Raw genomic sequence first — 21,094 nt, 5'->3', positions numbered from 1 at the left:
GGCGGTGGCGGGGGGACTTGAGTGGGGGCCGGGAACGGGGAATCGGGATTGGGGATTCGAAAGCGCGGTCTGTCGCCCGTCTCGAACGTCCGCTCATCGGACGCCTACGTGCCGTGCGGCTCCAACGGCGTTCGCGACGGCAGCCGTTTCGAATCCCCAATCCCGAATCCCCAATCCCGGCCGAGAATCACGGCCTCCTCAACGCATCCACGTCGAGGATCAGCGCCAGGCGTCCGTCACCGATCAGCGTGGCGCCGGCGTAGCCGGGCAGGCCGCGCAGGGCGCGCGGCAGCGCCTTGATGACGACTTCCTCGCGGCCTCGGACCTCGTCGACGACGAGACCGAAGCGGCTGTCGCCGCGTTGCAGCACCACGATGGTCAGCAGCGGGGTCTCCTGCGCCGGCTGGCCCAGCCAGTGCCGCAGGTCCAGCAGCGACAGCGTGTGCGAGCGGCGGTCGAGCGCGGCGCGGCCGTCGAACCAGTTCACCGTGCGCGACGGCGCGTGCAGCACTTCCTGCACGCGTGCCAGCGGCAGCGCGTAGGCGTCGCCGGCGGCGTGCACCAGCAGCGTCGGCAGGATCGCCAGCGTCAGTGGCACGCGCAGCGAGAAGCGGCTGCCGCGGCCGAGTTCGGAATGCACCTGGATCTGCCCGCCGAGCTCGCGGATGCGCGACTGGACCACGTCCATGCCGACGCCGCGGCCGGAGATGTCGCTGACCTCGTCACGTGTGGAGAAGCCCGCGAGGAAGATCAGGTTCAGACATTCCTCGGCGCTCAGGCGCGCCGCGGCCTCGGCGTCGATCAGGCCCTTGTCGCGGGCCTTGGCGCGCAGTTTTTCGGGGTCGATGCCGGCGCCGTCGTCCTGGATCTCGATGCCGACGTAGTCACCCTGCTGCTGCGCACTCAGGCGCACACGGCCGGCGCGGTGCTTGCCGGTGGCCTCGCGCAGCGCGGGCATTTCGATGCCGTGGTCGATCGCGTTGCGCACCAAGTGGATCAGCGGATCGGCCAGCGCTTCGACCAGGTTGCGGTCGAGTTCGGTTTCCGCGCCCACCAGGTCGAGGTCCACTTCCTTGTCGAGCGCGCGGGCCACGTCGCGGGCCAGTTTGGGGAACCGCGAGAACACTTTGCCGACCGGCTGCATGCGGGTGCGCATGACCGCGCTCTGCAGGCGTGCGGTGGCGTTGTCGAGCGTGGTGACCGCGCGGTCCAGGTCCTCGTCGCGCAGCCGCGCGCGCAAGGTCTTGAGCCGGTTGCGGGCGAGCACGAGTTCGCCGACGAGATCGACGATGACGTCCAGACGCTTGGTGTCCACGCGTACCGTCTGCTCGCGCTCCGTCGTCGGCGCATTCGGCTTGGCCGGCGCAGCGGGCGGTGGACCGGCGCGTGCCGGCGCACGCGGCGGCGGTGGCGGCGCTGCAGGCGCCGGTGCGGATGCGCCGGTACCGGGCGCGCCGCCGCCGTGCAGTTGGTCAAGCAGCGCTTCGAATTCGTCGTCGCCGATCATGTCGTCGACGGGCGCGGCCGCGGCTGCGGTCGGCACCGTGCCCGGCGCCGCGCCGCCGTGCAGCTGGTCGAGCAGGGCCTCGAACTCGTCGTCGCCGATCATGCCGTCGTCGGCCGGCGGGGTGGCCTGCAGGCCGGGCGCGCCGTCCCCGTGCAGTTGATCGAGCAGGTTCTCGAACTCGTCGTCGGAGATCATCTCGCCACCAGTGGCCGGCACGGTGGCCTTCGGCGTGGCGCGCACCTGCACCGCGACCGGCGCGTCGTACGGTGCGAAGCCGGCGATCAGCGAATCCGGAGCGACCGGTACGGCGTCGTCGGTCTCGATCGCGTCGACCATCGCCTGCAGCCAGTCCAGCGACTGCTGCGCGGCGTCGAAGTGACGCGGCAGCAGGGCGGCCTGGCCGGCGCGCACCATGCCGAGGGTCTCCTCGGCGGCGTGGCACAGCTGCACCAGGGGCGTCGCGCCGAGGAAGCCGGCGCCGCCCTTGAGGGTATGGAATGCACGGAACACCGCGTTGAGGCGTTCGCGGTCGTCCGGGGTCTGCTCGAGGCCCACCAGCTGCCCGCCGAGATCGTCCAGCAGTTCGCGTGCTTCGAGCACGAAGTCGGCGACGATGTCGGGAGCCTGCATGGGATCAGAGTCCGAGGTTCGACAGCAGGTCGTCGGCGTCACTCTGGCCGACGGTGTTGCGGTCGAGGCCGGCGACCGCGGGGCCGTTGCCGCGCGCGTCGTCGTCCTTGGGCGGCAGGCCCAGCGCGCCGAAGCCTTCATGCACGCCACGCACGATGCCGGCGACGCGGCGGATGATCTGCCCGCCGAGATCCTGGTGACTCTGCGCCAGCGCCATCTCGCGCAGGTTGTCGCGCAGCGCTTCGACGGTATCGGTCTGGCTCTCGTCGAGCGGACCGTCCTTGAGCCGGGCGACCAGGGCGCGGCTGTCGTCGATGAGATCCAGCGTGCGGTGGGTGGCCTGCTCGGTCATTTCGACCACGTGGTCGAGGCGCGCGCAGGCGTCGTCGAGGCCGGCGTCCTCGGCCGGTGTCGGGGGCAGGGTGCCGAGGGCCTGGGACAGTTCCTTGGCGAGCCGCCCGAGGCCGGTGACCAGGGTGCGGGCACGCGCATTGGCGAGCGCGTCGACATGCGCGCGCCAGCCGTCCTCGTCGCCGCGTTCCAGCGCTTCGAGCGCGTCGTGCAGCAGGCCTGCGAGCCGGGTCCGGTCGATGTCGGGCGTGCTCATGCCGCGGTTCCCAGGCGCTCGAAGATCTTGCCGAGCTTCTCTTCCAGGGTCTGCGCGGTGAACGGCTTGATGATGTAGCCGTTCACGCCGTTCTGCGCGGCCTCGATGATCTGCTCGCGCTTGGCCTCGGCGGTGACCATCAGCACCGGCAGGCCGCGGAACTTGGCGTCGGCGCGGATCTCGCGCAGCAGCTCGATGCCGGTCATGCCGGGCATGTTCCAGTCGGTGATCACCAGCTCCACCGCGTCCTGGCGCAGCACGGCCAGCGCGCTGTTGCCGTCCTCGGCCTCGACCGTGTTGTTGAAGCCGAGGTCGGACAGCAGGTTCTTGACGATCCGACGCATCGTCGAAAAATCGTCGACCACCAGGATGCGGATGTTCTTGTTCAAAACGGACTCCAATGGGGGAACGGGCGTGCGCGCACGCCCCGGTCATCAATCGTCGCCACCGAATCCGGTGTCGGCGAGTTCGAAAGCAGTGAGGCGGCCGCGCAGGCGGATCACGGCCTGACCGTGGATCTGGCAGACGCGGGATTCGCTGACGCCGAGCACGGCGCCGATTTCCTTGAGGTTGAGTTCCTGCTCGTAATACAGCGAGAGCACCAGCTGCTCGCGCTCGGGCAGGTGGCCGATCGCGTTCATCAGCTCGCGGCCGAACTCGCCGCGCACCAGCGCCTCCTGCGGCGTCGGACCGCCGCCGCGGTTGACCGGTTCGACCTCGCCGTGGTCCTCGATGTGCGAGTCCAGGCTCAGCACCTGGCCGCGCGCGGCGTCTTCGAGCAGACGCTGGTAGTCGCCGAGCGGGAGGTCGAGCTTCGCCGCGACTTCCTGCGCGCTGGCCGCGCGTCCGCTGTTCTGTTCGATCTCGCGGATCGCCGAGGCGGCCTCGCGTGCGCGACGGTGCACGGAGCGTGGCACCCAGTCGCCGCGGCGGATCTCGTCGATCATCGAGCCGCGGATACGGATCGAGGCATAGGTCTCGAACGACGCGCCCTGGTCGGCGTCGTAGCTGCGCGACGCCTCGAGCAGACCGATCATGCCGGCCTGCACCAGATCGTCGATCTCGACGCTGGCCGGCAGGCGCGCGGCGAGGTGATGGGCGATCCGGCGCACCAGCTCGGCATGCTGGACGATCGGATCGACGACGTCGGCGGTGCGCTGGACCGCCTGGTAGTGGCGTGCGGCGACGCTCATGCGACCGCTCCCTGGCGCAGCATGCGCTCGACGAAGAATTCGACATGGCCGCGGGGCGCGGTCGGCGCCTGCCAGCGCGAGATGCGCTGGGCGATCTCGACCAGGGCGCGCGCCGACGGACTGCCCGGATAGGCCAGCACCACCGGCTGCTGCCGCTGCACGGCCATGCGCAGCCAGTCGCACTGCGGCACCGCACCGAGGTAGTTCAGCGACACGTCGCCGATGAAGCGCTCGCACACGCGCGAGAGCTTCTCATGCAGGTTCCGGCCTTCCTGCGGCGAGCGCACCATGTTGGCGATCACCTGCACGCGGGTGACGCCACGTTCGCGCGCCAGGACCTTGATCAGGGCGTAGGCGTCGGTGATCGAGGCCGGTTCGTCACAGACCACGACGAGGGCGTCCTGCGCGGCCTGGCAGAAGGTCAGCACCGAATCGGTGATGCCGGCGGCGGTGTCGACGACCAGCAGGTCGAGATCCCGTTGCAGGTCGTTGAAGACATTGACCAGGCCGGCGTGCTCGGCCGGGCGCAGTTCGGCCATGTGCCGGCGTCCGGACGCGGCCGGCACCACCAGCACGCCGCCCGGGCCTTCGAGGATCACATCGTCGAGCTCGCAGCGGCCGGCGACCAGGTCGGCCAGCGTGTGCTGCGGCGACAGGCCCAGCAGCACGTCGACATTGGCCAGGCCCAGGTCGGCATCGAGCAGCAGCGTGCGCTGGCCCATGCCCGACAGTGCGACCGACAGGTTCGCCGACACGTTGGTCTTGCCCACGCCGCCCTTGCCGCCGGTGACGGCCAGGGTGCGCACGGGTTGGAAGGGGGCGGAGGACATCGGCAGCAGCTCAGGCGACGGCATGGGTATGTTCCGGGGCAATCGGCTTATCGGCATCTCGGCGCAGATCTTCAAGGCGGAGCACCAGATGGGCGGCATTGGCCCGGTGCAGGTCCTCGGGAATCCGCTGGCCGTCGGTGACCCAGGTCAGCGGCAATTGGTGGTCGACCGCGACCGACAGCGCGCTGCCGAGCCGGCCGGTTTCGTCGATCTTGGTCAGCACCACGCCCTGCGGGCGGGCGCTTTCGAAGCGGCGGACGACTTCGTCGAGATCGGCGAAATGGGTGTTGGCGGGCAGCACCAGCAGGGTGCGCACCTGGCGCGCGGCGCGCAGCCAGTTGAGCTGGCCGGCCAGCGCCCGGTCGCGCTGGCTCAGGCCGGCGGTGTCGACCAGCACCAGGCGGTAGTCCTGCAGCTTCTGCAGCAGCGAGACCAGGCCGGCCTCGGTGTCGGCCTCGTGGACCGCGATGCCGAGCTGGCGGCCGTAGCTGTGCAGCTGTTCGCGGCCGCCGACGCGCGAGGTGTCGGTGGTCACCAGGGCGACGTCGCGCGGCTGGTGCTGGGCGGCATAGAGCGCGGCGAGCTTGGCGATGGTGGTGGTCTTGCCGGCGCCGGTGGGGCCGACGAGGGCGATCACGCCGGCTTCGGCCAGCGGATCGACCGGGCAGATCGGCAGGCGCTTGGACAGCAGCGCCAGCATCAGGCCGCGGACGCGGGCATCCGGGGTGTCGGCGGGAATCTGCAGTACGGTGTCGCGGGTGATGCCGGCATCGAAGCCGTAGTCCTCCATCAGCTCCATGGCCTGGGCGCGCGCCGGCGAACCGCGCAGGCGCTCGTCGGTGAGCCGCGCCATCTCGCGTTCGATCATCCCGCGCATCTGCGCCAGCTCGTCGCGCATCAGCGCCAGTTCTCCGTCGCTGGCGGGAGCCGGCGGGCTCGGCACAGCCGCGAGCGGGGCCGGCATCGCCGTCTGCCGTGCCGCGAGCGACGGAATTCCGTCGTCGGGCGCGGCGAACGACACGGGGGCCGAGGTCGCAGCCAGCTCGGTGCGCGGGGTGTCGTCGCGATGGCCGGCGGCGAGCAGTTCGGCGAACGTCGGGCCGTCGATGTCGAAGCGCGCAGGTTCCGCGGCGCGCTGCAGCGACGCGGGCGTGGCGGCGGCATCGGCCGTCGTGTCGAGCGCGGCCGGGGCGGGGGCCCGTGCCGCGACCGGACGGGCCGCGGCGGGCGCGGCCACCGGCGGTGCCAGATCACGCAGCCAGCGCTCGGACGGGGCCAGCGCCGCGTCCGCATCGTGCGCGGCGCTGGGCGCGGCGGCGATGGCGACCGGGGCCGCGTCGCGCTGCGCATCCTCGATGGCGCGCTGCACGAAGCCCTCGTCGTAATTGCTGGCCGCGACTATCTCCACGCCCTCGTCGGTGCGACGGTTGGACAGGATCACGGCATCGGGACCATGCGCCTGCCGCACCAGCTGCAGGGCGGAGCGCATGTCGGCGGCGACGAAGCGGCGGATGTTCATGGGCAGGGATTCGGGATTGGGGAATGGGGATTCGAAACAGCGGGCGCCGTCGTCCTGCGTAGTCCGTGTTTGTTCGTGCTCGATCTCAAACGTCTCATCGCAACCTCTCCGCGTTCGTGGAATCCGCTTTCACGAATCCCCACTCCCCAATCCCCGATCCCGGCTCTCAATTGATCGTCCCCAGCAACTTCAACCGCTTGTCTTCCGGCACTTCGTTGTAGGACAGCACCGAAAGGTTGGGCACGCTGTGGCGGACCAGGCGCGCCAGCGCGGCGCGGACCTGTCCGGGCACCAGCACCACCGCAGGTTCGTTCCTGGCTTCCTGCTGCCCGGCACAGGTGGCCAGGCTCTGTTGCAGGCGTTCCGCCAGGCCCGGCTCCAGTGCTGCGCCGCCGCCCTGCGCGGAATCCTGCAAGACGCGTTCCAGATTCGGCGCCAGCGTGTAGACCGGCAGTTCCTCCGACGGCCCGGCGATTTCCTGGACGATGAAACGCCCCAGCGCGGTGCGCACGACGGCGGTCAGCTGGGCCGGGTCCTGGGTGTGCGCGGCATGTTCGACCAGCGCCTCGGCGATGCGCCGCAGCTGGCGCACCGGGATGCGCTCGACCAGCAGGTTCTGCAGCACGCGCACGACGACCGACAGCGGCAGCGCCTTCGGCGTGAGGTCTTCGGCCAGCTTCGGCGCGCTGCGGGCGAGCGTCGCCAGCAGCTGCTGCACTTCTTCATGGCCCAGCAGTTCGGGCGCCTGCTCACGCACCAGGTGCGAGAGATGGGTCGCGACCACGGTCGCCGGATCGACCACGGTGTACCCCGCGGCTTCGGCGTTCGCACGCTGCAGCGGCAGGATCCACAGCGCGTCGAGCCCGAACGCCGGATCCTTGCCGGGAATGCCGTCGATCGGATGCAGCGCGCCGCCCGGATCGAGTGCCAGCAGGCGATCGGGATGCACCTCGGCCGTCGCCACCGGCACGCCGTGCACCAGCAGGCGGTAGGCGGTTGGGGCGAGTTCGAGGTTGTCGCGGATGTGCACCGGCGGGATCAGGAAGCCGACGTCCTGGGTGAGCTTGCGGCGCACCGCCTTGATCCGGGCCATCAGTTCGCCGCCCTGGGCCTTGTCGACCAGCGGGATCAGCCGGTAGCCGACCTCCAGGCCGAGCGGATCGACCGGGCGCAGGTCGTCCCACCCGAGTTCGGCGCTGGCGGTCTGCTCGGCGGTGGGCAGGGCGGGGTCGGGCTCGGCCGCGGCGCGCTCGGCATCCAGGCTGCGCTTGCGCATCGCCCAGGCGGCATAACCGACGATCGCCGCCAGGCTGAGGAAGGCCAGGTTCGGCATGCCCGGCACCAGGCCGACGACCAGCAGGATGATCGCCGCGATCGTCAGCGCCTTGTGCTGGCCGAACACCTGGCCGTTGACCGCGCCGCCCATGTCCTGCTTGCGCGAGGCGCGGGTGACCAGCAGCGCGACCGCCGAGGACACCAGCAGCGCCGGGATCTGCGAGACCAGGCCGTCGCCGATCGACAGCAGCGTGTAGATCGACGCCGCGTCGCCGAGCTTCAGGCCGTGCTGCAGCACGCCGATCATCAGGCCGCCGATGATCGTGACGAACATGATCAGGATGCCGGCGATCGCATCGCCGCGGATGAACTTGTTGGCGCCGTCCATCGCACCGTAGAAATCGGCTTCCTGACGCACTTCCTCGCGCCGGGCCTTGGCCTCTTCGCGGTTCAGCAGGCCGGCGTTGAGGTCGGCGTCGATCGCCATCTGCTTGCCGGGCATCGCGTCGAGGATGAAACGCGCGGTCACTTCCGACACGCGGCCGGCGCCCTTGGTGATGACCACGAAATTGATGATCGTCAGGATCGCGAACGCGACGATGCCGACCGCGAAGTTGCCGCCGACGACGAAGTCGCCGAAGGATTCGATGACCTTGCCGGCTGCGCCGGGGCCGTTCTGGCCGTGCAGCAGGATCACCCGGGTCGAGGCCACATTGAGCGCCAGGCGCAGCATCGTGGTGACCAGCAGCACGATCGGGAAAATGCTGAAATCCAGCGGCCGCTGCACGTAGATCACCGCCAGCAGCACGACCAGCGACATCGCGATGTTGAAGCTGAACAGGATGTCCAGAACCATCGGCGGCAACGGCACCACGACCATCGCCAGCAGGGCCAGCACCAGCAGCGGCGCACCGAGGCCATTGCGCAGCATGTCGAACACGCGCTTCGGGCCGGTGGCCATTACCGCGCTCATGCGCGGCCCCCGGCGTCGCCCTCGTCGACCTCGAGATCGGCGAGCTGCGGCTGCGGCGTGCCCGCCCGCCAGCTGCGCAGCTGGTAGACGTAGGACAGCACCTGGGCGACGGCGGCGTAGAGTTTCACGGGGATTTCCTGACCGATCTCCGCCTCCCGATACAAGACCCGTGCCAGTGGCGGCGCTTCGACCAGGGTGATGCGGTGGTGGCCGGCGATCTCGCGGATGCGCAGCGCCATCTCGTCGACGCCCTTGGCGATCACGCGCGGGGCGCGCATCGCGTCGCCGTCGTACTTCAGCGCGACGGCGTAGTGGGTGGGATTGACGACCACGACATCGGCGGTGGGGACGTCTTCCATCATCCTGCGCTGCGACATCTCCTGCTGCAGCTGGCGGATGCGGCCCTTGACCTCGGGCCGGCCCTCGCTTTCCTTCATTTCCTCGCGCAGTTCCTGGCGCGTCATCTTCAGCTTCCGGCGCCAGTTCCACTTCTGGTACGGCGCGTCGGCCAGCGCCAGCAGCAGCAGGGCGGCGGCCGTGGCCATCAGCATCCACAGCGCGAACTTCAGCCCCCCGGCGGCGGCCTGTTCCAGTGGCTGGTGGAGCATCGCGCGCAGCCGCGGCATCGCCGGCCACAGGAACAGCGTGGCTGCGCCGCCGACCAGCAGCACGCGCAGCAGGGATTTGAGCAGTTCGGCCAGACCCTCGGGGCCGTAGATGCGCTTGAGCCCGGCCATCGGATCGAGCTTCTTGAGGTCCGGCACCAAACCCTTGGTCGCGAAGTTGAAGCCCCCCATGACCGCCGGTGCGACGAAGCAGGCCAGCAGGGTCGCCAGCAGCAGCGGTGCGAGGATCCACATCAGGCCGAGCAGCAGCTCGCCGCTGTGGCCGAACAGGTTCTGCGGCGATTCCAGCAGAGCGATGTCCGGCGACAGCGCGCCGCGCATCCAGTCCTTCGCCCGCGCGGTGATCCCGCCGCCCATTGCCAGCAGCGAGGCGACGCCCGCGCCGAAGACGGCCACGGTTGCCAGCTCACGCGATCGCGGGACGTTGCCCTTGTCGCGTGCGTCCTGCAACCGTTTCTGACTGGGTTCTTCGGTCTTTTCCTGACCGTTTTCGTTCTCGGCCATCGACGCGGACCCCGGGGAGATGCCTCACCCATTGCAAGCCGTGTGCCGGGGCGGGCGGCGGACGTCATTCAGCCCGCGCGCGCGCGTTGCGGTGAGCTGCTCCGGACCGCGCGCGTCCCCGTAGGCGCGTGCTGGCACGCGATGGGGCCCTCGTGGGAATGCCCATCGCCCGCAAGCGGGCTCCTACAGGTGCGGATCGCGTGGTGTAGGAGCGCGCTCGCGCGCGACGGGGCTTTTGCCGGGGAATGCCCATCGCCCGCAAACGGGCGCCTACAGGTGCGGATCGCAGGAAGCGCGGTGTAGGAGCGCGCTCGCGCGCGATGGGCTTTGCCGGGGAGCGCCCATCGCCCGCAAGCAGGCGCCTGCAGGTGGATGACGCGACAGGTGCGGGTTCGGGGGGCGCGATGACGACACCCGCGCCGGCGCGGAGTTCAGCCGCCCAGCGGCACCCGGCCGGCGGCGTCGAAGGCCGCGTCGTAGAGGCGCTGCACCGGCGGGCCGAGCTCGCCGGCCAGCATCGCGATCAGGAACAGGCCGATCAGGACCGAGATCGGCAGGCCGAGCTGGATCGGGTTCAGCGCCGGCGCCGCGCGCGACAGCACGCCGAAGGCGAGGTTCACCGCGAGCAGCGCCACCATCACCGGCAACGCCAGGGTCACGCCGCCGCGCAGCACGAGGGCGAAGAATTCGGGCGCGATGCGCAGCGTCGCGGTGACGTCGGGCAGCGCGGTGCCGATCGGCAGCGCCTCGTAGCTGTGCACCAGCAGCGCGATCATCGCCAGATGGCCGTTGGCCGCGAAGAACAGCAGGCCGAAGGCGAGATAGAACCACTGCGCGACGACGCCCGACTGCACGCCGCGCAGCGGATCGCTCATCTGCGCGAACGACAGACCCGAGCCCTGCGAGATCAGCTCGCCGGCCAGCGCGCCGGCCTCGAACACCAGGCGCAGCATGAAGCCCATCGCCGCGCCGACCGCGAGCTCGCGGGCGATCGACAGCACGGTCGCGGCATCGAACCCGGTCCACGCCGGCGGCGCCGGCAGCAGCGGTGCCAGCGCCAGGCTCAGCACGAGCGCGGCCATCACCCGGAGTCGCGCGGGCAGGGCGCGGGTGCCGATCAGCGGCATCGCCATCAGCAGCGCACCGACGCGCAGCGCGGTCCACAACAGGGTGCCGATCATGCCGAAGGCCTGCTGGCCGTCGATCGCCATCTGGGTGGCGGCATCCATCAGCGGCGGGCTCCACGCATGGCCATGCTCAGCCGATCAGGTGCGGGATGCTGCGGAACAGCGTGATCGTGTAGTCGACCAGATACGAGAGCAGGATCGCGCCGAGCGCGAACAGCGCCGCGGTCAGCGCCGCCGCCTTGGCGACGAAGGCGATCGTCGGTTCGTTGATCTGGGTCGCGGCCTGCACGACGCCGACAATGACGCCGACCACGAGCACGGTCACCAGCAGCGGACCACCGACCCACAGCGCGACCTCGAGGCCACGGCGCAGTTCGGTGAGGGCGGTTTCTGGGGACATGGGTGGGACCGGGATTGGGGATTCGGGAGTGGGGATTCGGAAAAAGCGGACGATCGCGCGCGATTGAAATCGCTGCTGTCTTTCAGCCCATCATTCCCGCGCAGACGGGAATCCAAGGGCTTTCATTCAATTGGGAATCTGCAGCCGACAGACGGGATGTCGAGGGATGACCGACTGTTCTGCTTTTCGAACGCCTGCCATCTTGGCAATCACGGGGCGTGGCACTGCGGCTTTCCAAATCCCCACTCCCGAATCCCCAATCCCGGCTTAATTGAAGCTGGCCGCCAACGTCCCCACCGTCAGCACCCAGCCGTCGACGAGCACGAACAGCAGGATCTTGAACGGGGCGGAGACGAGCATCGGCGAGAGCATCATCATGCCCATCGACATCAGCACGCTGGCCACGACCAGGTCGATGATGATGAAGGGGATGAAGATCAGGAATCCGATCTCGAACGCGGTCTTGAGTTCGCTGGTCACGAACGAGGCCACCAGCACCTGGAACGGGACATCGTCCGGGCCGGCGTAGGTCGCGTGACCGGCGAGGCCGGCGAAGGTCATCAGGTCGGTCTCGCGCACCTGGGCCAGCATGAAGCCACGCAGCGGCGCGGTGCCGAGGTCCCAGGCGGTGCGGAAGTCGATCTGGCCGTTGAGATACGGGCCGAAGCCGTTGTTCCAGGCGGCTTCCCAGACCGGCGTCATCACCAGCGCGGTCAGGAACAGTGCCAGGCCGACCAGCACCTGGTTCGACGGCGTCTGGCCTGTGCCCAGCGCCTGACGCAGCAGCGCCAGCACGACGATGATCCGGGTGAACGCGGTCAGCACCAGCAGCATCGACGGGATCAGCGTGATCGCCGTCATCAGCAGCAGGGTCTGCAGCGGCAGGCTGACCGGCGCGTTGCCGATCTGGCCCACGGTGACGTCGGGCAGCGCGGGCAACTGCGGCGCCCCGGCGGCGGCCAGGGCCAGCGTCGGCAGCATCAGGCCGAGCGCGAGGATGGCCAGTGCGAGCCAGCGCTGCGGGCGGAGACGGCGGTGCATGTCAGGTGTCCTTGCGCAGGCGTTGCGCGAGCAGCTGTTTGAAATCGGGCAGGTTCTTGAGCGTGGGCATCTGCGCGGGCGCGGCCTCGGGCAGTGGCTGCGGCAGCACATGCAATGTGCGTACCCCGCCGGCGCCGATGCCCAGCAGCAGCTGCTCGCCGCCGACCTGGACCACCGCCGCGCGCTCCTTGGCGCCCAGATTGATGCTCGCGATCACGCGCAGGCCGTCGGCCTGGCGGAAGCCGCTGCCGGGCAGGCGCTTGAGCAGCCAGGCCAGGCCGAGGATCAGGCCGAGCACCAGCAACAAGGCGAAGAACGCACCGCCGAGGCCGGGGCCCTGCGGTGCATGCGCACCGATCTGCACCGGCGTCGCCGGCTGGATCGTCAGCGGGATCGCACGCGCCGGGGCACTGGTCGTGGCGATCACGGCGGAAAAATCGACCGCGGCATCATCGGCAGCGGTGCCGGTCACGGTCGCGTCGCCTGCGTCCGTGATCATGTCGGGTGCCGACGCAGTCGACTCCGTGCGCGCGGGACGCGTCGCCGCCGGATCGACGGCCGCGTTGCCGGCTTCGCGCGCGATAACCGCCGACGCGGTCTCGGCCGCAGGGTCGTCGACGCGCTGCACAGCCGCAGGCGCGGCCGCCGTGGCGACCGGCAGGGCATGCGTCACGATCACCGGAGTCTCCGGATCCGTTCGCTGGGGCTGACGACATCGGTCAGGCGCACGCCGAAGCGGTCGTTGATGACCACGACTTCGCCGTGCGCGATCAGCGTGCCGTTGACGTAGACGTCCAGCGGCTCGCCCGCGCCGCGCTCGAGCTCGATCACCGAACCACGGTTGAGCTGCAGCAGGTTGCGGATCGGCATGCGCGTGCGGCCGACTTCCAGCGACAGCGCCACCGGCACGTCGAGGATCACGTCGAGGTTGAGGTCGGTGCCGTCGATCGGGCCGTCGGCGCGCAGGTCGTCGAACTTGGCCGGCGCGGCGGCATCCTGCGGGAAGGGATTGTCCTGGGTGGTCATGCGGGCAGATCCTGGGGTTCGGTGCGGCGCGCGGGCGTGGTGCCCGGCGGATGGGTCTCGGTGATCTTCACGACGTTGTAGCCACCGGCGGTGCCGAAGCGCCCGGTGAACACCGGGATGCCCTCGACGCAGACCGGCACTTCGGCCGGCAGGTCGATCGGCAGGATGTCGCCGACTTTCAGCTTGGTGAGCTGGCGCAGGTCGATGCTGCGTTTGGCCAGCACGCTGGAGACCGAGACTTCCGAGGTCATCAGCTGCTCGCGCATCGAGATGTTCCAGCTTTCGTCACGGTCGACGCGGTCGCTCTGGATTCCGGCGTCGAGCAGTTCGCGGATGGGCTCGAGCATCGAATACGGCAGGGTGATGTGGATCTCGCCGCCGCCGCCCTCGAGTTCGACGTGGAAGCGGCTGACCACCACGTACTCGCGCGGGGTGACGATGTTGGCGAAGTGCGGGTTGATCTCGGAGTTGATGTACTCGCACTCCACGTCCAGCACCGGCGCCCAGGCTTCGGCCATGTCGGCGAAGGTCTGCTTGAGCATCAGCTGGATCACGCGCATTTCGGTCGGCGTGAACTCGCGGCCCTCGATGCGCGTGGGGTAACGGCCGTCGCCGCCGAAGAAGTTGTCGACCACGGCGAACACCAGCTTGGGCTCGAACACCACCAGCCCGGTGCCGCGCAGCGGCTTGAACTTGATCAGGTTGAGGTTGGTCGGCACGTAGAGCTGGTGCAGGTAGTCGCCGAACTTGACCAGGTCGATGCCGCGCACCGACAGATCGGCCGAGCGCCGGATCAGGTTGAACAGGCCAATCCGCCACAGGCGCACGAACCGCTCGTTGACCATCTCCAGCGTCGGCATGCGGCCGCGGATGATGCGGTCCTGGCTGGCGAAGTCGTAGGTCCGCGCGACGCCCGGATCGGGTGTCGGCTCGGTGTCCACGACGCCGGCGTCGACGCCGTGCAGCAGCGCATCGATCTCGTCCTGTGAGAGCAGATCGCTCATCGTCCGATGCTCACTGGGTCACGAAGCTGGTGAACAGAAGCGCCTCGGCGGCCGGCTTGCCGGTCTCCTCGGTCATCAGGGTCTGCACTTCCTTCAGCGCCTGGGCCTGCAGCGCTTCCTTGCCGGCGCGCGTGGCGACTCCTTCGTAGGTCTGCTGGGCGAACAGCATCAGCAGGCGCGCACGCAACGCGGGCTCGTGCTGCTGCAATTGCGGCACCGCGAGCGGGTCGCGGGTCACCAGTTGCACCTCGACCTGCAGGTAGCGCGGGCCCATCGGGGTGTCTTCGAGGTTGACGACGAAGGCCGGCGCCATCGGCAGGTACTGGGCGGGCGCCGGCAGGGCCGCCTTGGGCGCCGCGTCGGGCTTGTTGAGCAGAAACCAGGCCGCGCCGCCTGCACCGAGCAGGACGACGAGGGCGCCGCCGACCATCAGAAGACGGCGCTTGGACGACGTGGAGGGGCGGGGCGGTTGTGCGACGGCGGCCACTGACAGTACCGGGTGAGGAATCCACACCGGGAGATGCAATCACCGTGCCGTTCGCGCGTCGGAATTCCGTCGGCGCGGTCCCGGCGGGCCGTGCGAGGCGGGCCGCGACGGGCTGCGCGGCGCGGCGGCGGCGTGTTCGCGCCGCTCAGGCGTAGGCGTCGAGCAGGCCGACGATCGTGCGACGCACGGGCGGCGCCACGTCCTGGACCGCCGGCGCGCCGTCGCCGGCCTCCGCGACACCGGCGCGTGCCGCCGACGACGGATCTCCGTCGCGTCCGCCCTGGCCGCTGCCGACCCCGGCATGCGCGAGCTGGAACCCGGATTCGCCGAGCAGATCGCGCAGACGCGGCAGGCCCTGTTCCAGCGCCTGCCGGGTCTCGGCCTGGGCGCTGACGAACTCGGCGCGGATCTTGTCGCCGTCCATGTGCAGGCGGACCTCGACCGGGCCCAGATCGTGGGGCGTGACGCGGATGCGGGCGTGGCCGATCTTCTGGTCGGCCATCCATTCGAGCTGGGCGCCGAAGCGCGCCTCGAAATCCTCGGCGCCGACATGCGGCGTCGGCAACGGCGCGGCCAGGATCGGGGCAGGCTCGCGCAGCGCGGCGGTCGCCGGCAGCGTGAACGCAACAGGCGCAGGCTCGGCGCCGTCCACGGGCGCGGCCGTGTCGACGGCCAGGGCCGGCATCGGCAGTGCGCCATCGGGCTCGGCGGCGGGCAGGACCGCGGCGGGTAGCGTGATCGCCGCCGGCGCCACCGGGGTGGTCGCGGCCTGCAACGCGCTGGCGAGCGGCAGCGGCCGCACGTCGGCGTCGGGCTCGGCGACGTCCAGTGCAAGCGGCGCGTCCGGCACGACGTCGGCGGGGAAGCCGAGCAGGGCGGCCAGGCCCGCCGGCGGCCAGACGGGCGCCGGTTGCTGGACGTCGACGAGAGCCGGCGTCGCGGGTTCGATGCTGTCCTGATCGGGACGCTCGCCTGCGCCCCGCGCTGGCGCGGATTCCGGCGCGGCGCCCGTCGTGGATGCATCGGACGCGGTGTCGCCCGACGCACGCGCGCGTGTCGCGTCGCCACCGGCACGCGCGCCCTGACGACGTTCCAGCGCCTGGGCGAAGGCATTGTCGTCGCCGCTGCGCGTTGCGCTCGTGTCCGCGCGCGCGCCGGGCGCCGGCGTCGGTGGCGTCGGCGAGGAGGTGGCGGCGAGTGGGGTCATGCGTCCGCTCCGTCGGCCGCGAGGGCGTTGAGCCGCACCCGGCGCGCGCCCAGATCGTCGAGTTCGCGCTGCGAACGCCGCTCGTCGACCTGGCGTTCCTGCGCGCGGTAGCTCGCGGCCAGCTGTTCGAGCACCTGCTTGTCGCGGCTGGCGAGCAGCAGGCGGCCGCGTTCGATCTCGACCGTCTGCCGGCTGTTGTCGACCGCGCGCGACTGCTGCTCGACCGCCGACTGCAGGCGGTCGAGGAAGGCGCGGCGGTTGGCCAACTGGGCCGGGCTGGTCGCCGCCATCTGGCTGCTGCCGTATTCGTCGGCGTAGCGGCGCAGTTCGACCAGCTGCGCTTCGTGCTGCGCCAGCGTGCTCTGCCGTTCGGCGAGCACGCGCGCCGCCGCGTCCTCGGTTTCCTGGGCGCGGTTGAGCAGGGGGTCGATGCGGCGGGACTGCTTCATGCGATGGCTTCCTCGGGATGCAACAGGCGCTCCAGCGCCTCGCGGCTGTGCTGCAGGTCGGCGGCGTGGGCGATGTCCTGGCCCAGGAACGCGACGATCTCCGGCCAGCGCGCCAGGGCCTCGTCGACGGCCGGATCGGCGCCGCGCTGGTAGGCGCCGATCGCGATCAGGTCGCGGTTCGCGGTGTAGGCCGAGATCAGCCGCTTCAGCGAGCGGATGCGCTCGCGCCAGGTGTCGTCGGCGATCTCGGTGACCACGCGGCTGACCGAGGATTCGACGTCGATCGCCGGATACAGGCCGGCGTCGGCGATCCGCCGCGACAGCAGGATGTGGCCGTCGAGGATCGCGCGCGCGGCATCGGCGATCGGATCCTGGGGATCGTCGCCTTCGGTCAGCACGGTGTAGAACGCGGTGATCGAGCCGCGCCCGGCGGCGCCGTTGCCGGCGCGTTCCACCAGCGCCGGCAGCTTGGCGAACACGCTGGGCGGATAGCCGCGGGTGGTCGGCGGCTCGCCGACCGACAGGCCGATCTCGCGCTGGGCCTGGGCGAAGCGGGTCAGCGAATCCATCAGCAGCAGTACGTTGAGGCCCTGGTCGCGGAACCATTCGGCGATCGCGGTCGCGCGGTAGGCGCCGTGCAGGCGTGCCAGCGGCGGGCGGTCGGCCGGCGCGGCGACGACGACCGCGCGGCGCAGGCCCTCTTCGCCGAGCGTGCTTTCGACGAAGTCGCGCACTTCGCGGCCACGTTCGCCGATCAGGCCGACGACGATGACGTCGGCCGCGGTGAAGCGGGTCATCATGCCCAGCAGCGTCGACTTGCCGACGCCGGAGCCCGCGAACAGGCCCACGCGCTGGCCGCGGCCGATCGGCAGCAGGGCATTGATCGCGCGCACGCCGACATCCAGCGGCTGGATGATCGGTTCACGCGCCAGCGGATTGATCGACACGCCGGCCATGCCGACGCTGCCCTCGGCGCGGATCGGGCCCTTGCCGTCGAGCGGGATGCCGTCGGAATCGATGACCCGGCCGAGCAGGCCTTCGCCGATTTCGACGCCGCCGCGGCGGTGCAGCGGCACCACGCGTGCGTTGGGCAACAGGCCATGCAGCTCGGCACTGGGCATCAGCGAGGTGCGGTCACCGGCGAAGCCGACGACCTCGGCCTCGACCCAGCCGCCGTCGACCTCGACCTTGCAGGTCGCGCCCATCGGTGCGGCGCAGCCGACGGCTTCGACGGTCAGGCCAATCGCGCGGCGCAGGATGCCCTCGCGGATCAGGCCCCGGCCGGCGGCCAGGTCCGGCCCGGTGGCATCGAGGCGCGTCGCCAGACGCAGGTTGCGTGCGGCCAGCCAGTCGGCCGGATCGGCGGTCGGCAGAGCGGCCGTCACGCACCGGCTCCGGCGCGGCGCAGCACGACGTCCAGCGCGCCGCGCAGGCGCGCGTCGAGGCTGCCGTCGATGCGCACGCTCTCGGCGTGCACGCGCAGATCGCCACGTGCCAGCGCCGGATCGGCGACCAGCCGGGTGGCGGGATTCAGTGACAGCAGCGGCGTGAGCGCGGCGATGTCGTCGGGATGCAGGCGCACCTCGACCTCGCGCGCCGCGCCGCCGACCGCGTCGACGGCCTCGCCGACGAGGTCGGCCAGCAGCGCGGGCTCGGCCTGGTAGGCGCGTCCGACGAGGCCACCGGCGATGCGCACGGCGAGATCGCCGAGTGCGCCGACGACCTCGTTCTCGAGCCGGGCGAGGGGACGGGAGAAGTTGTCGAGGATGCCCTCGATCTGCGCGGTCAGCCGGCGCATCTCGCTCTGGCCGGCGGCCATGCCCTCGGCGCGGCCCTGGGCCAGGCCGTCCTCGTAGCCTTCGCGCTGGGCGTCGTCGCGGATCTGCTGGATCTCCTCCAGCGACGGCGGACGCGGCATGTCGACCGGCTCGTCCTGCACAGGGGCACGCGTCGCGTCCTCCAGCGGCGGCGCATACCAGCGCACGGCCTCGTTCATACGAGTTCCTCGGCGTTGCCGCCGCCGAGCGTGATCGTGCCCTCATCGGCGAGGCGCCGGACCAGGGTGAGGATTTCCTTCTGCGCGCCCTCGACATCGGACAAGCGCACCGGACCGCGGGCTTCCATGTCCTCGAGCAGGATCTCGGCGGCGCGCTGCGACATGTTGCGGGTGATCTTGTCGCGCACCTTGGGATCGGCGCCGCGCAGCGCGATGCCCAGGCGTTCGCCCGAGACCTCGCGCAGCACCGCCTGCAGTTCGCGGTCGTCGAGCTCGTTGAGGTCGTCGAACACGAACATCAGGTCCTGGATGCGCTGGCCGAGCGCGGCGTCGACCTTGCGGATCGCGCCGAGCAGGCTCTGGTCCTGGCCGGTGTCCATGAAGTTGAGGATGTTGGCCGCCACCTTGATGCCGCCCACCGCCGAGGATTTGAGGTTCTGGTTGCCGGCGAACTGGCGCTCCATGATCTCGTTGAGCTCGTTGAGCGCGTTCGGCGGAATGCCGTCGAGCGTGGCGATGCGCAGCAGCACGTCGGCGCGGGTGCGCTCGGGCAGCAGCTTGAGCGCGTCGGCGGCCTGGTCGGCGTCGAGGTGCGAGAGCACGATCGCGATGATCTGGGGATGCTCGTGACGCACGAGATCGGCGATCGCGCGCGGGTCCATCCACTTCAGCGTGTCGAGCCCGGTGGTGTTGCGGCCGAGCAGGATGCGGTCGATCAGGCTGCCGGCCTTGTCCGCGCCCAGCGCCTGCACCAGCACCGCGCGGATGTAGTCGTCGGCGCCGACGCCGAGCGAGGTCTGCCGGTCGAGCGCGCCGGAGAAGTCGTCCATCACCGTGGCGACCTGTTCGCGGCTGACCGCGCCCATCGTCGCCATCGCCAGGCCGAGCTTCTGCACTTCCTTGGCGTCCATGTGCTTGAGCACCTCGGCCGCGTCCACCTCGCCGAGCGAGAGCAGCAGCACCGCGGCGCGCTGCACGCCGGTGAGCGAGTTGAGATCAGGCGGCCGCTTCATCGTCCAACCATCCCTTGACCACCTGCGCCACGCGCTTGGAATCCGTCTTCACCGCCTCGCGCGCGGTGCGCAGGCGGTCCTCGTAGTGATCCGACGGCAGGGCGATCGGGGCCCGTCCATCGGCCAGGCCGGCGATCCGCGCCGTGTCCTCCGCCAGCGCCGGCACCGGCTCGTCGAGCAGCGTGACCTCGGCCGTGGCCGGCGTCTTGGGCGCGGGCGCCTTCGACGGACCGGTGATCTGCCGCACCGCGGGGCGCACGACCCCGAACAGCAGCGCCAGCACCACCAGCGCACCGAGCGCGAGACGGGCGATGTCGCGCAGCATCGGGTTCTGCCACCACGGCGGGCCTTCGAAACCCTCCGACGGCTCGCGCACGAACGGAGCGTTCATCACCGACACCGTGTCGCCGCGCGCCTCGTCGAAACCGACGGCCTGGCGCACCAGCGCTTCGACGCGCTGCAGTTCGGCGGCGGTCAGCGGCTGGTTGGTGGTGGCACCGTCGGTGCCCGCGCGCGGCACGTGGTCGACCAGCACCGCGGCGCTGACCCGGCGGATGCGCCCGGGCGGCTGGCGGGTGTGGCTGAGCGTGCGGTCGAGCTCGTAGTTGCGGGTGGAGCTGCGCGAGGAATCGCCCGCAGCCGCACCGGCCGCCGCGGCGACCTGGGCATCGACCGGCGCCGGGTTGACGGCCGTGTCCGGCAGGTTGCTGGTCGCGCCCGGAATGCCCTGCGGGCCGGCATCGCGCGAGGCGGTCTCGCTGAGCTGCTCGCTGCGCAGCTTCGGCGGCTCAGCGTTGTAGAGCTCGCGCGCCTCCTCGCTGACCGAGAAGTCCATGTCGACGGTGACTTCGGCGTTGACGCGGCCGGCGCCGGCCATCGGCTCCAGCAATTCGCGGATGCGCTGGTTGAACGAGGTCTCCTGGCGGCGCACCTGCTCGAACTGCATCGCGCTCAGCGCCGCCGCCGGGTCCTGCGCGTCGTTGCTGAGCAGGCGGCCGTTCTGGTCGACGACGGTCACGCGCTCGGGCGCGAGGTCGGGAATGCTGGACGCGACCAGATGCACGATCGCATCGACCTGGCCGCGCTCGAGCGTGGCGCCGCCGCGCAGTTCCAGCACCACCGAGGCGGTCGCGGCCTCGCGCTGGCGGGTGAACGCGGACGGCTTGGGAATCGCCAGATGCACCCGGGCGTCGCGCACCGGACGCAGCGCGGCGATGGTGCGCACCAGTTCGGTTTCCAGCGCGTGCTGGTAGCGCGCGTTCTCGACGAACTGGCTGACGCCGAAGCCCGGGTCGCGTTCCATCAGTTCGAAGCCGATGCGCCCGGATTCGCCCAGGCCCGAACCGGCCAGCTTCAGCCGCGCGTCGTGGATGTTGGCCTCGGGCACCGAGATCGCGCCGGAGGCCTGGTCGATCTTGAACGGGATCTGCGCCGCACGCAGCAGGTCGCTGGCCTCGGCCGTGGCCTTGGCGTCGAGCCCCGCATAGAGCGGCACGTAGCCGGGCTTCTGCGCCCAGAAGAAGACCATCAGGCCAACCGCGATGGCGACGGCGAGCAGCGCCATCTTGCCCAGGCGCCCGGCCAGTTGCATCTTTTCGAGACGGTCGAGCACGTCGACCGCCTTGCGGCTGGCCGCTTCGGTATTGAGTGCATCCTTGGACAGCGTGATCGCCATGGTGT

Annotated in this window: 21 protein-coding genes; all 21 read right to left on the bottom strand. The window is 70.7% G+C overall.

Annotated elements, in window-relative coordinates:
- Window positions 1-187: 187 nt before the first annotated feature.
- The 21 genes from ACF3M1_RS08910 to fliF all read right to left on the bottom strand — a co-directional run bounded on the left by ACF3M1_RS08910 (window position 188) and on the right by fliF (window position 21,089).
- Entirely contained in the window at window positions 188-2,137 is a 1,950-nt protein-coding gene (locus tag ACF3M1_RS08910) for a chemotaxis protein CheA (protein ID WP_393999875.1), read from the bottom strand.
- 4 nt (window positions 2,138-2,141) lie between these two features.
- Window positions 2,142-2,744, bottom strand: coding sequence for a protein phosphatase CheZ (locus ACF3M1_RS08905; RefSeq protein WP_393999874.1), 603 nt, complete (start codon window positions 2,742-2,744; stop codon window positions 2,142-2,144).
- Window positions 2,741-3,133, bottom strand: coding sequence for a chemotaxis response regulator CheY (cheY, locus tag ACF3M1_RS08900; protein ID WP_393999872.1), 393 nt, complete (start codon window positions 3,131-3,133; stop codon window positions 2,741-2,743). The genes ACF3M1_RS08905 and cheY overlap by 4 nt, the downstream gene beginning before the upstream one ends.
- 45 nt (window positions 3,134-3,178) lie before the next feature.
- Complete coding sequence (locus tag ACF3M1_RS08895; RefSeq protein ID WP_393999870.1) at window positions 3,179-3,937, bottom strand: RNA polymerase sigma factor FliA; 759 nt, start codon at window positions 3,935-3,937, stop codon at window positions 3,179-3,181.
- Window positions 3,934-4,791 (bottom strand): P-loop NTPase, encoded by an 858-nt coding sequence (locus tag ACF3M1_RS08890; protein WP_393999868.1) that lies wholly within the window; start codon window positions 4,789-4,791, stop codon window positions 3,934-3,936. The genes ACF3M1_RS08895 and ACF3M1_RS08890 overlap by 4 nt, the downstream gene beginning before the upstream one ends.
- Window positions 4,778-6,256, bottom strand: a complete 1,479-nt coding sequence (flhF, locus tag ACF3M1_RS08885) for a flagellar biosynthesis protein FlhF (protein WP_394005225.1) — start codon at window positions 6,254-6,256, stop codon at window positions 4,778-4,780. The genes ACF3M1_RS08890 and flhF overlap by 14 nt, the downstream gene beginning before the upstream one ends.
- A 196-nt stretch (window positions 6,257-6,452) precedes the next feature.
- Window positions 6,453-8,522, bottom strand: coding sequence for a flagellar biosynthesis protein FlhA (gene flhA, locus ACF3M1_RS08880; RefSeq protein ID WP_393999866.1), 2,070 nt, complete (start codon window positions 8,520-8,522; stop codon window positions 6,453-6,455).
- 8 nt (window positions 8,523-8,530) lie between these two features.
- Window positions 8,531-9,664, bottom strand: a complete 1,134-nt coding sequence (gene flhB / locus ACF3M1_RS08875; RefSeq protein WP_393999864.1) for a flagellar biosynthesis protein FlhB — start codon at window positions 9,662-9,664, stop codon at window positions 8,531-8,533.
- Window positions 9,665-10,095: 431 nt separating this feature from the next.
- Entirely contained in the window at window positions 10,096-10,893 is a 798-nt protein-coding gene (gene fliR, locus ACF3M1_RS08870) for a flagellar biosynthetic protein FliR (protein ID WP_393999862.1), read from the bottom strand.
- Window positions 10,894-10,921: 28 nt separating this feature from the next.
- On the bottom strand, window positions 10,922-11,191 hold the full coding sequence (locus ACF3M1_RS08865; protein WP_393999860.1) for a flagellar biosynthetic protein FliQ: 270 nt from the start codon (window positions 11,189-11,191) through the stop codon (window positions 10,922-10,924).
- Window positions 11,192-11,458: 267 nt separating this feature from the next.
- The gene (gene fliP / locus ACF3M1_RS08860) at window positions 11,459-12,172 is read right to left on the bottom strand and encodes a flagellar type III secretion system pore protein FliP (protein ID WP_394005224.1); all 714 of its coding nucleotides are present in this window, start codon (window positions 12,170-12,172) and stop codon (window positions 11,459-11,461) included.
- A 61-nt stretch (window positions 12,173-12,233) separates the two neighbouring features.
- A complete protein-coding gene (fliO, locus tag ACF3M1_RS08855) occupies window positions 12,234-12,626 on the bottom strand; it encodes a flagellar biosynthetic protein FliO (RefSeq protein ID WP_394005223.1) in 393 nt (130 codons plus the stop codon).
- A 281-nt stretch (window positions 12,627-12,907) separates the two neighbouring features.
- Window positions 12,908-13,258 carry a flagellar motor switch protein FliN gene (fliN, locus tag ACF3M1_RS08850; protein WP_393999858.1) on the bottom strand — a complete coding sequence of 117 codons (351 nt, stop codon included), beginning with the start codon at window positions 13,256-13,258 and terminating at the stop codon, window positions 12,908-12,910.
- A complete protein-coding gene (gene fliM, locus ACF3M1_RS08845) occupies window positions 13,255-14,262 on the bottom strand; it encodes a flagellar motor switch protein FliM (RefSeq protein ID WP_393999856.1) in 1,008 nt (335 codons plus the stop codon). The genes fliN and fliM overlap by 4 nt, the downstream gene beginning before the upstream one ends.
- A 10-nt stretch (window positions 14,263-14,272) precedes the next feature.
- Complete coding sequence (gene fliL / locus ACF3M1_RS08840) at window positions 14,273-14,749, bottom strand: flagellar basal body-associated protein FliL (protein WP_393999854.1); 477 nt, start codon at window positions 14,747-14,749, stop codon at window positions 14,273-14,275.
- Window positions 14,750-14,894: 145 nt separating this feature from the next.
- Window positions 14,895-15,956, bottom strand: coding sequence for a flagellar hook-length control protein FliK (locus ACF3M1_RS08835; RefSeq protein WP_393999852.1), 1,062 nt, complete (start codon window positions 15,954-15,956; stop codon window positions 14,895-14,897).
- Entirely contained in the window at window positions 15,953-16,405 is a 453-nt protein-coding gene (gene fliJ, locus ACF3M1_RS08830) for a flagellar export protein FliJ (RefSeq protein ID WP_393999851.1), read from the bottom strand. The genes ACF3M1_RS08835 and fliJ overlap by 4 nt, the downstream gene beginning before the upstream one ends.
- Window positions 16,402-17,790 carry a FliI/YscN family ATPase gene (locus tag ACF3M1_RS08825; protein WP_393999849.1) on the bottom strand — a complete coding sequence of 463 codons (1,389 nt, stop codon included), beginning with the start codon at window positions 17,788-17,790 and terminating at the stop codon, window positions 16,402-16,404. The genes fliJ and ACF3M1_RS08825 overlap by 4 nt, the downstream gene beginning before the upstream one ends.
- The gene (locus ACF3M1_RS08820) at window positions 17,787-18,401 is read right to left on the bottom strand and encodes a FliH/SctL family protein (RefSeq protein WP_393999847.1); all 615 of its coding nucleotides are present in this window, start codon (window positions 18,399-18,401) and stop codon (window positions 17,787-17,789) included. Before ACF3M1_RS08820 ends, ACF3M1_RS08825 begins: the two co-directional genes overlap by 4 nt.
- A complete protein-coding gene (gene fliG / locus ACF3M1_RS08815) occupies window positions 18,398-19,414 on the bottom strand; it encodes a flagellar motor switch protein FliG (RefSeq protein WP_393999845.1) in 1,017 nt (338 codons plus the stop codon). Before fliG ends, ACF3M1_RS08820 begins: the two co-directional genes overlap by 4 nt.
- Window positions 19,398-21,089: a flagellar basal-body MS-ring/collar protein FliF gene (gene fliF / locus ACF3M1_RS08810; protein ID WP_393999843.1), complete on the bottom strand. Its 1,692-nt coding sequence runs from the start codon at window positions 21,087-21,089 to the stop codon at window positions 19,398-19,400. Before fliF ends, fliG begins: the two co-directional genes overlap by 17 nt.
- Window positions 21,090-21,094 lie beyond the last annotated feature (5 nt).

The sequence above is a fragment of the Luteimonas sp. WGS1318 genome (assembly GCF_043187535.1).
Taxonomy (GTDB): Bacteria; Pseudomonadota; Gammaproteobacteria; order Xanthomonadales; family Xanthomonadaceae; genus Luteimonas.
The sequence above is the reverse complement of the archived record's forward strand: the minus strand, read 5'-3'. Positions and strand labels throughout refer to the sequence as shown.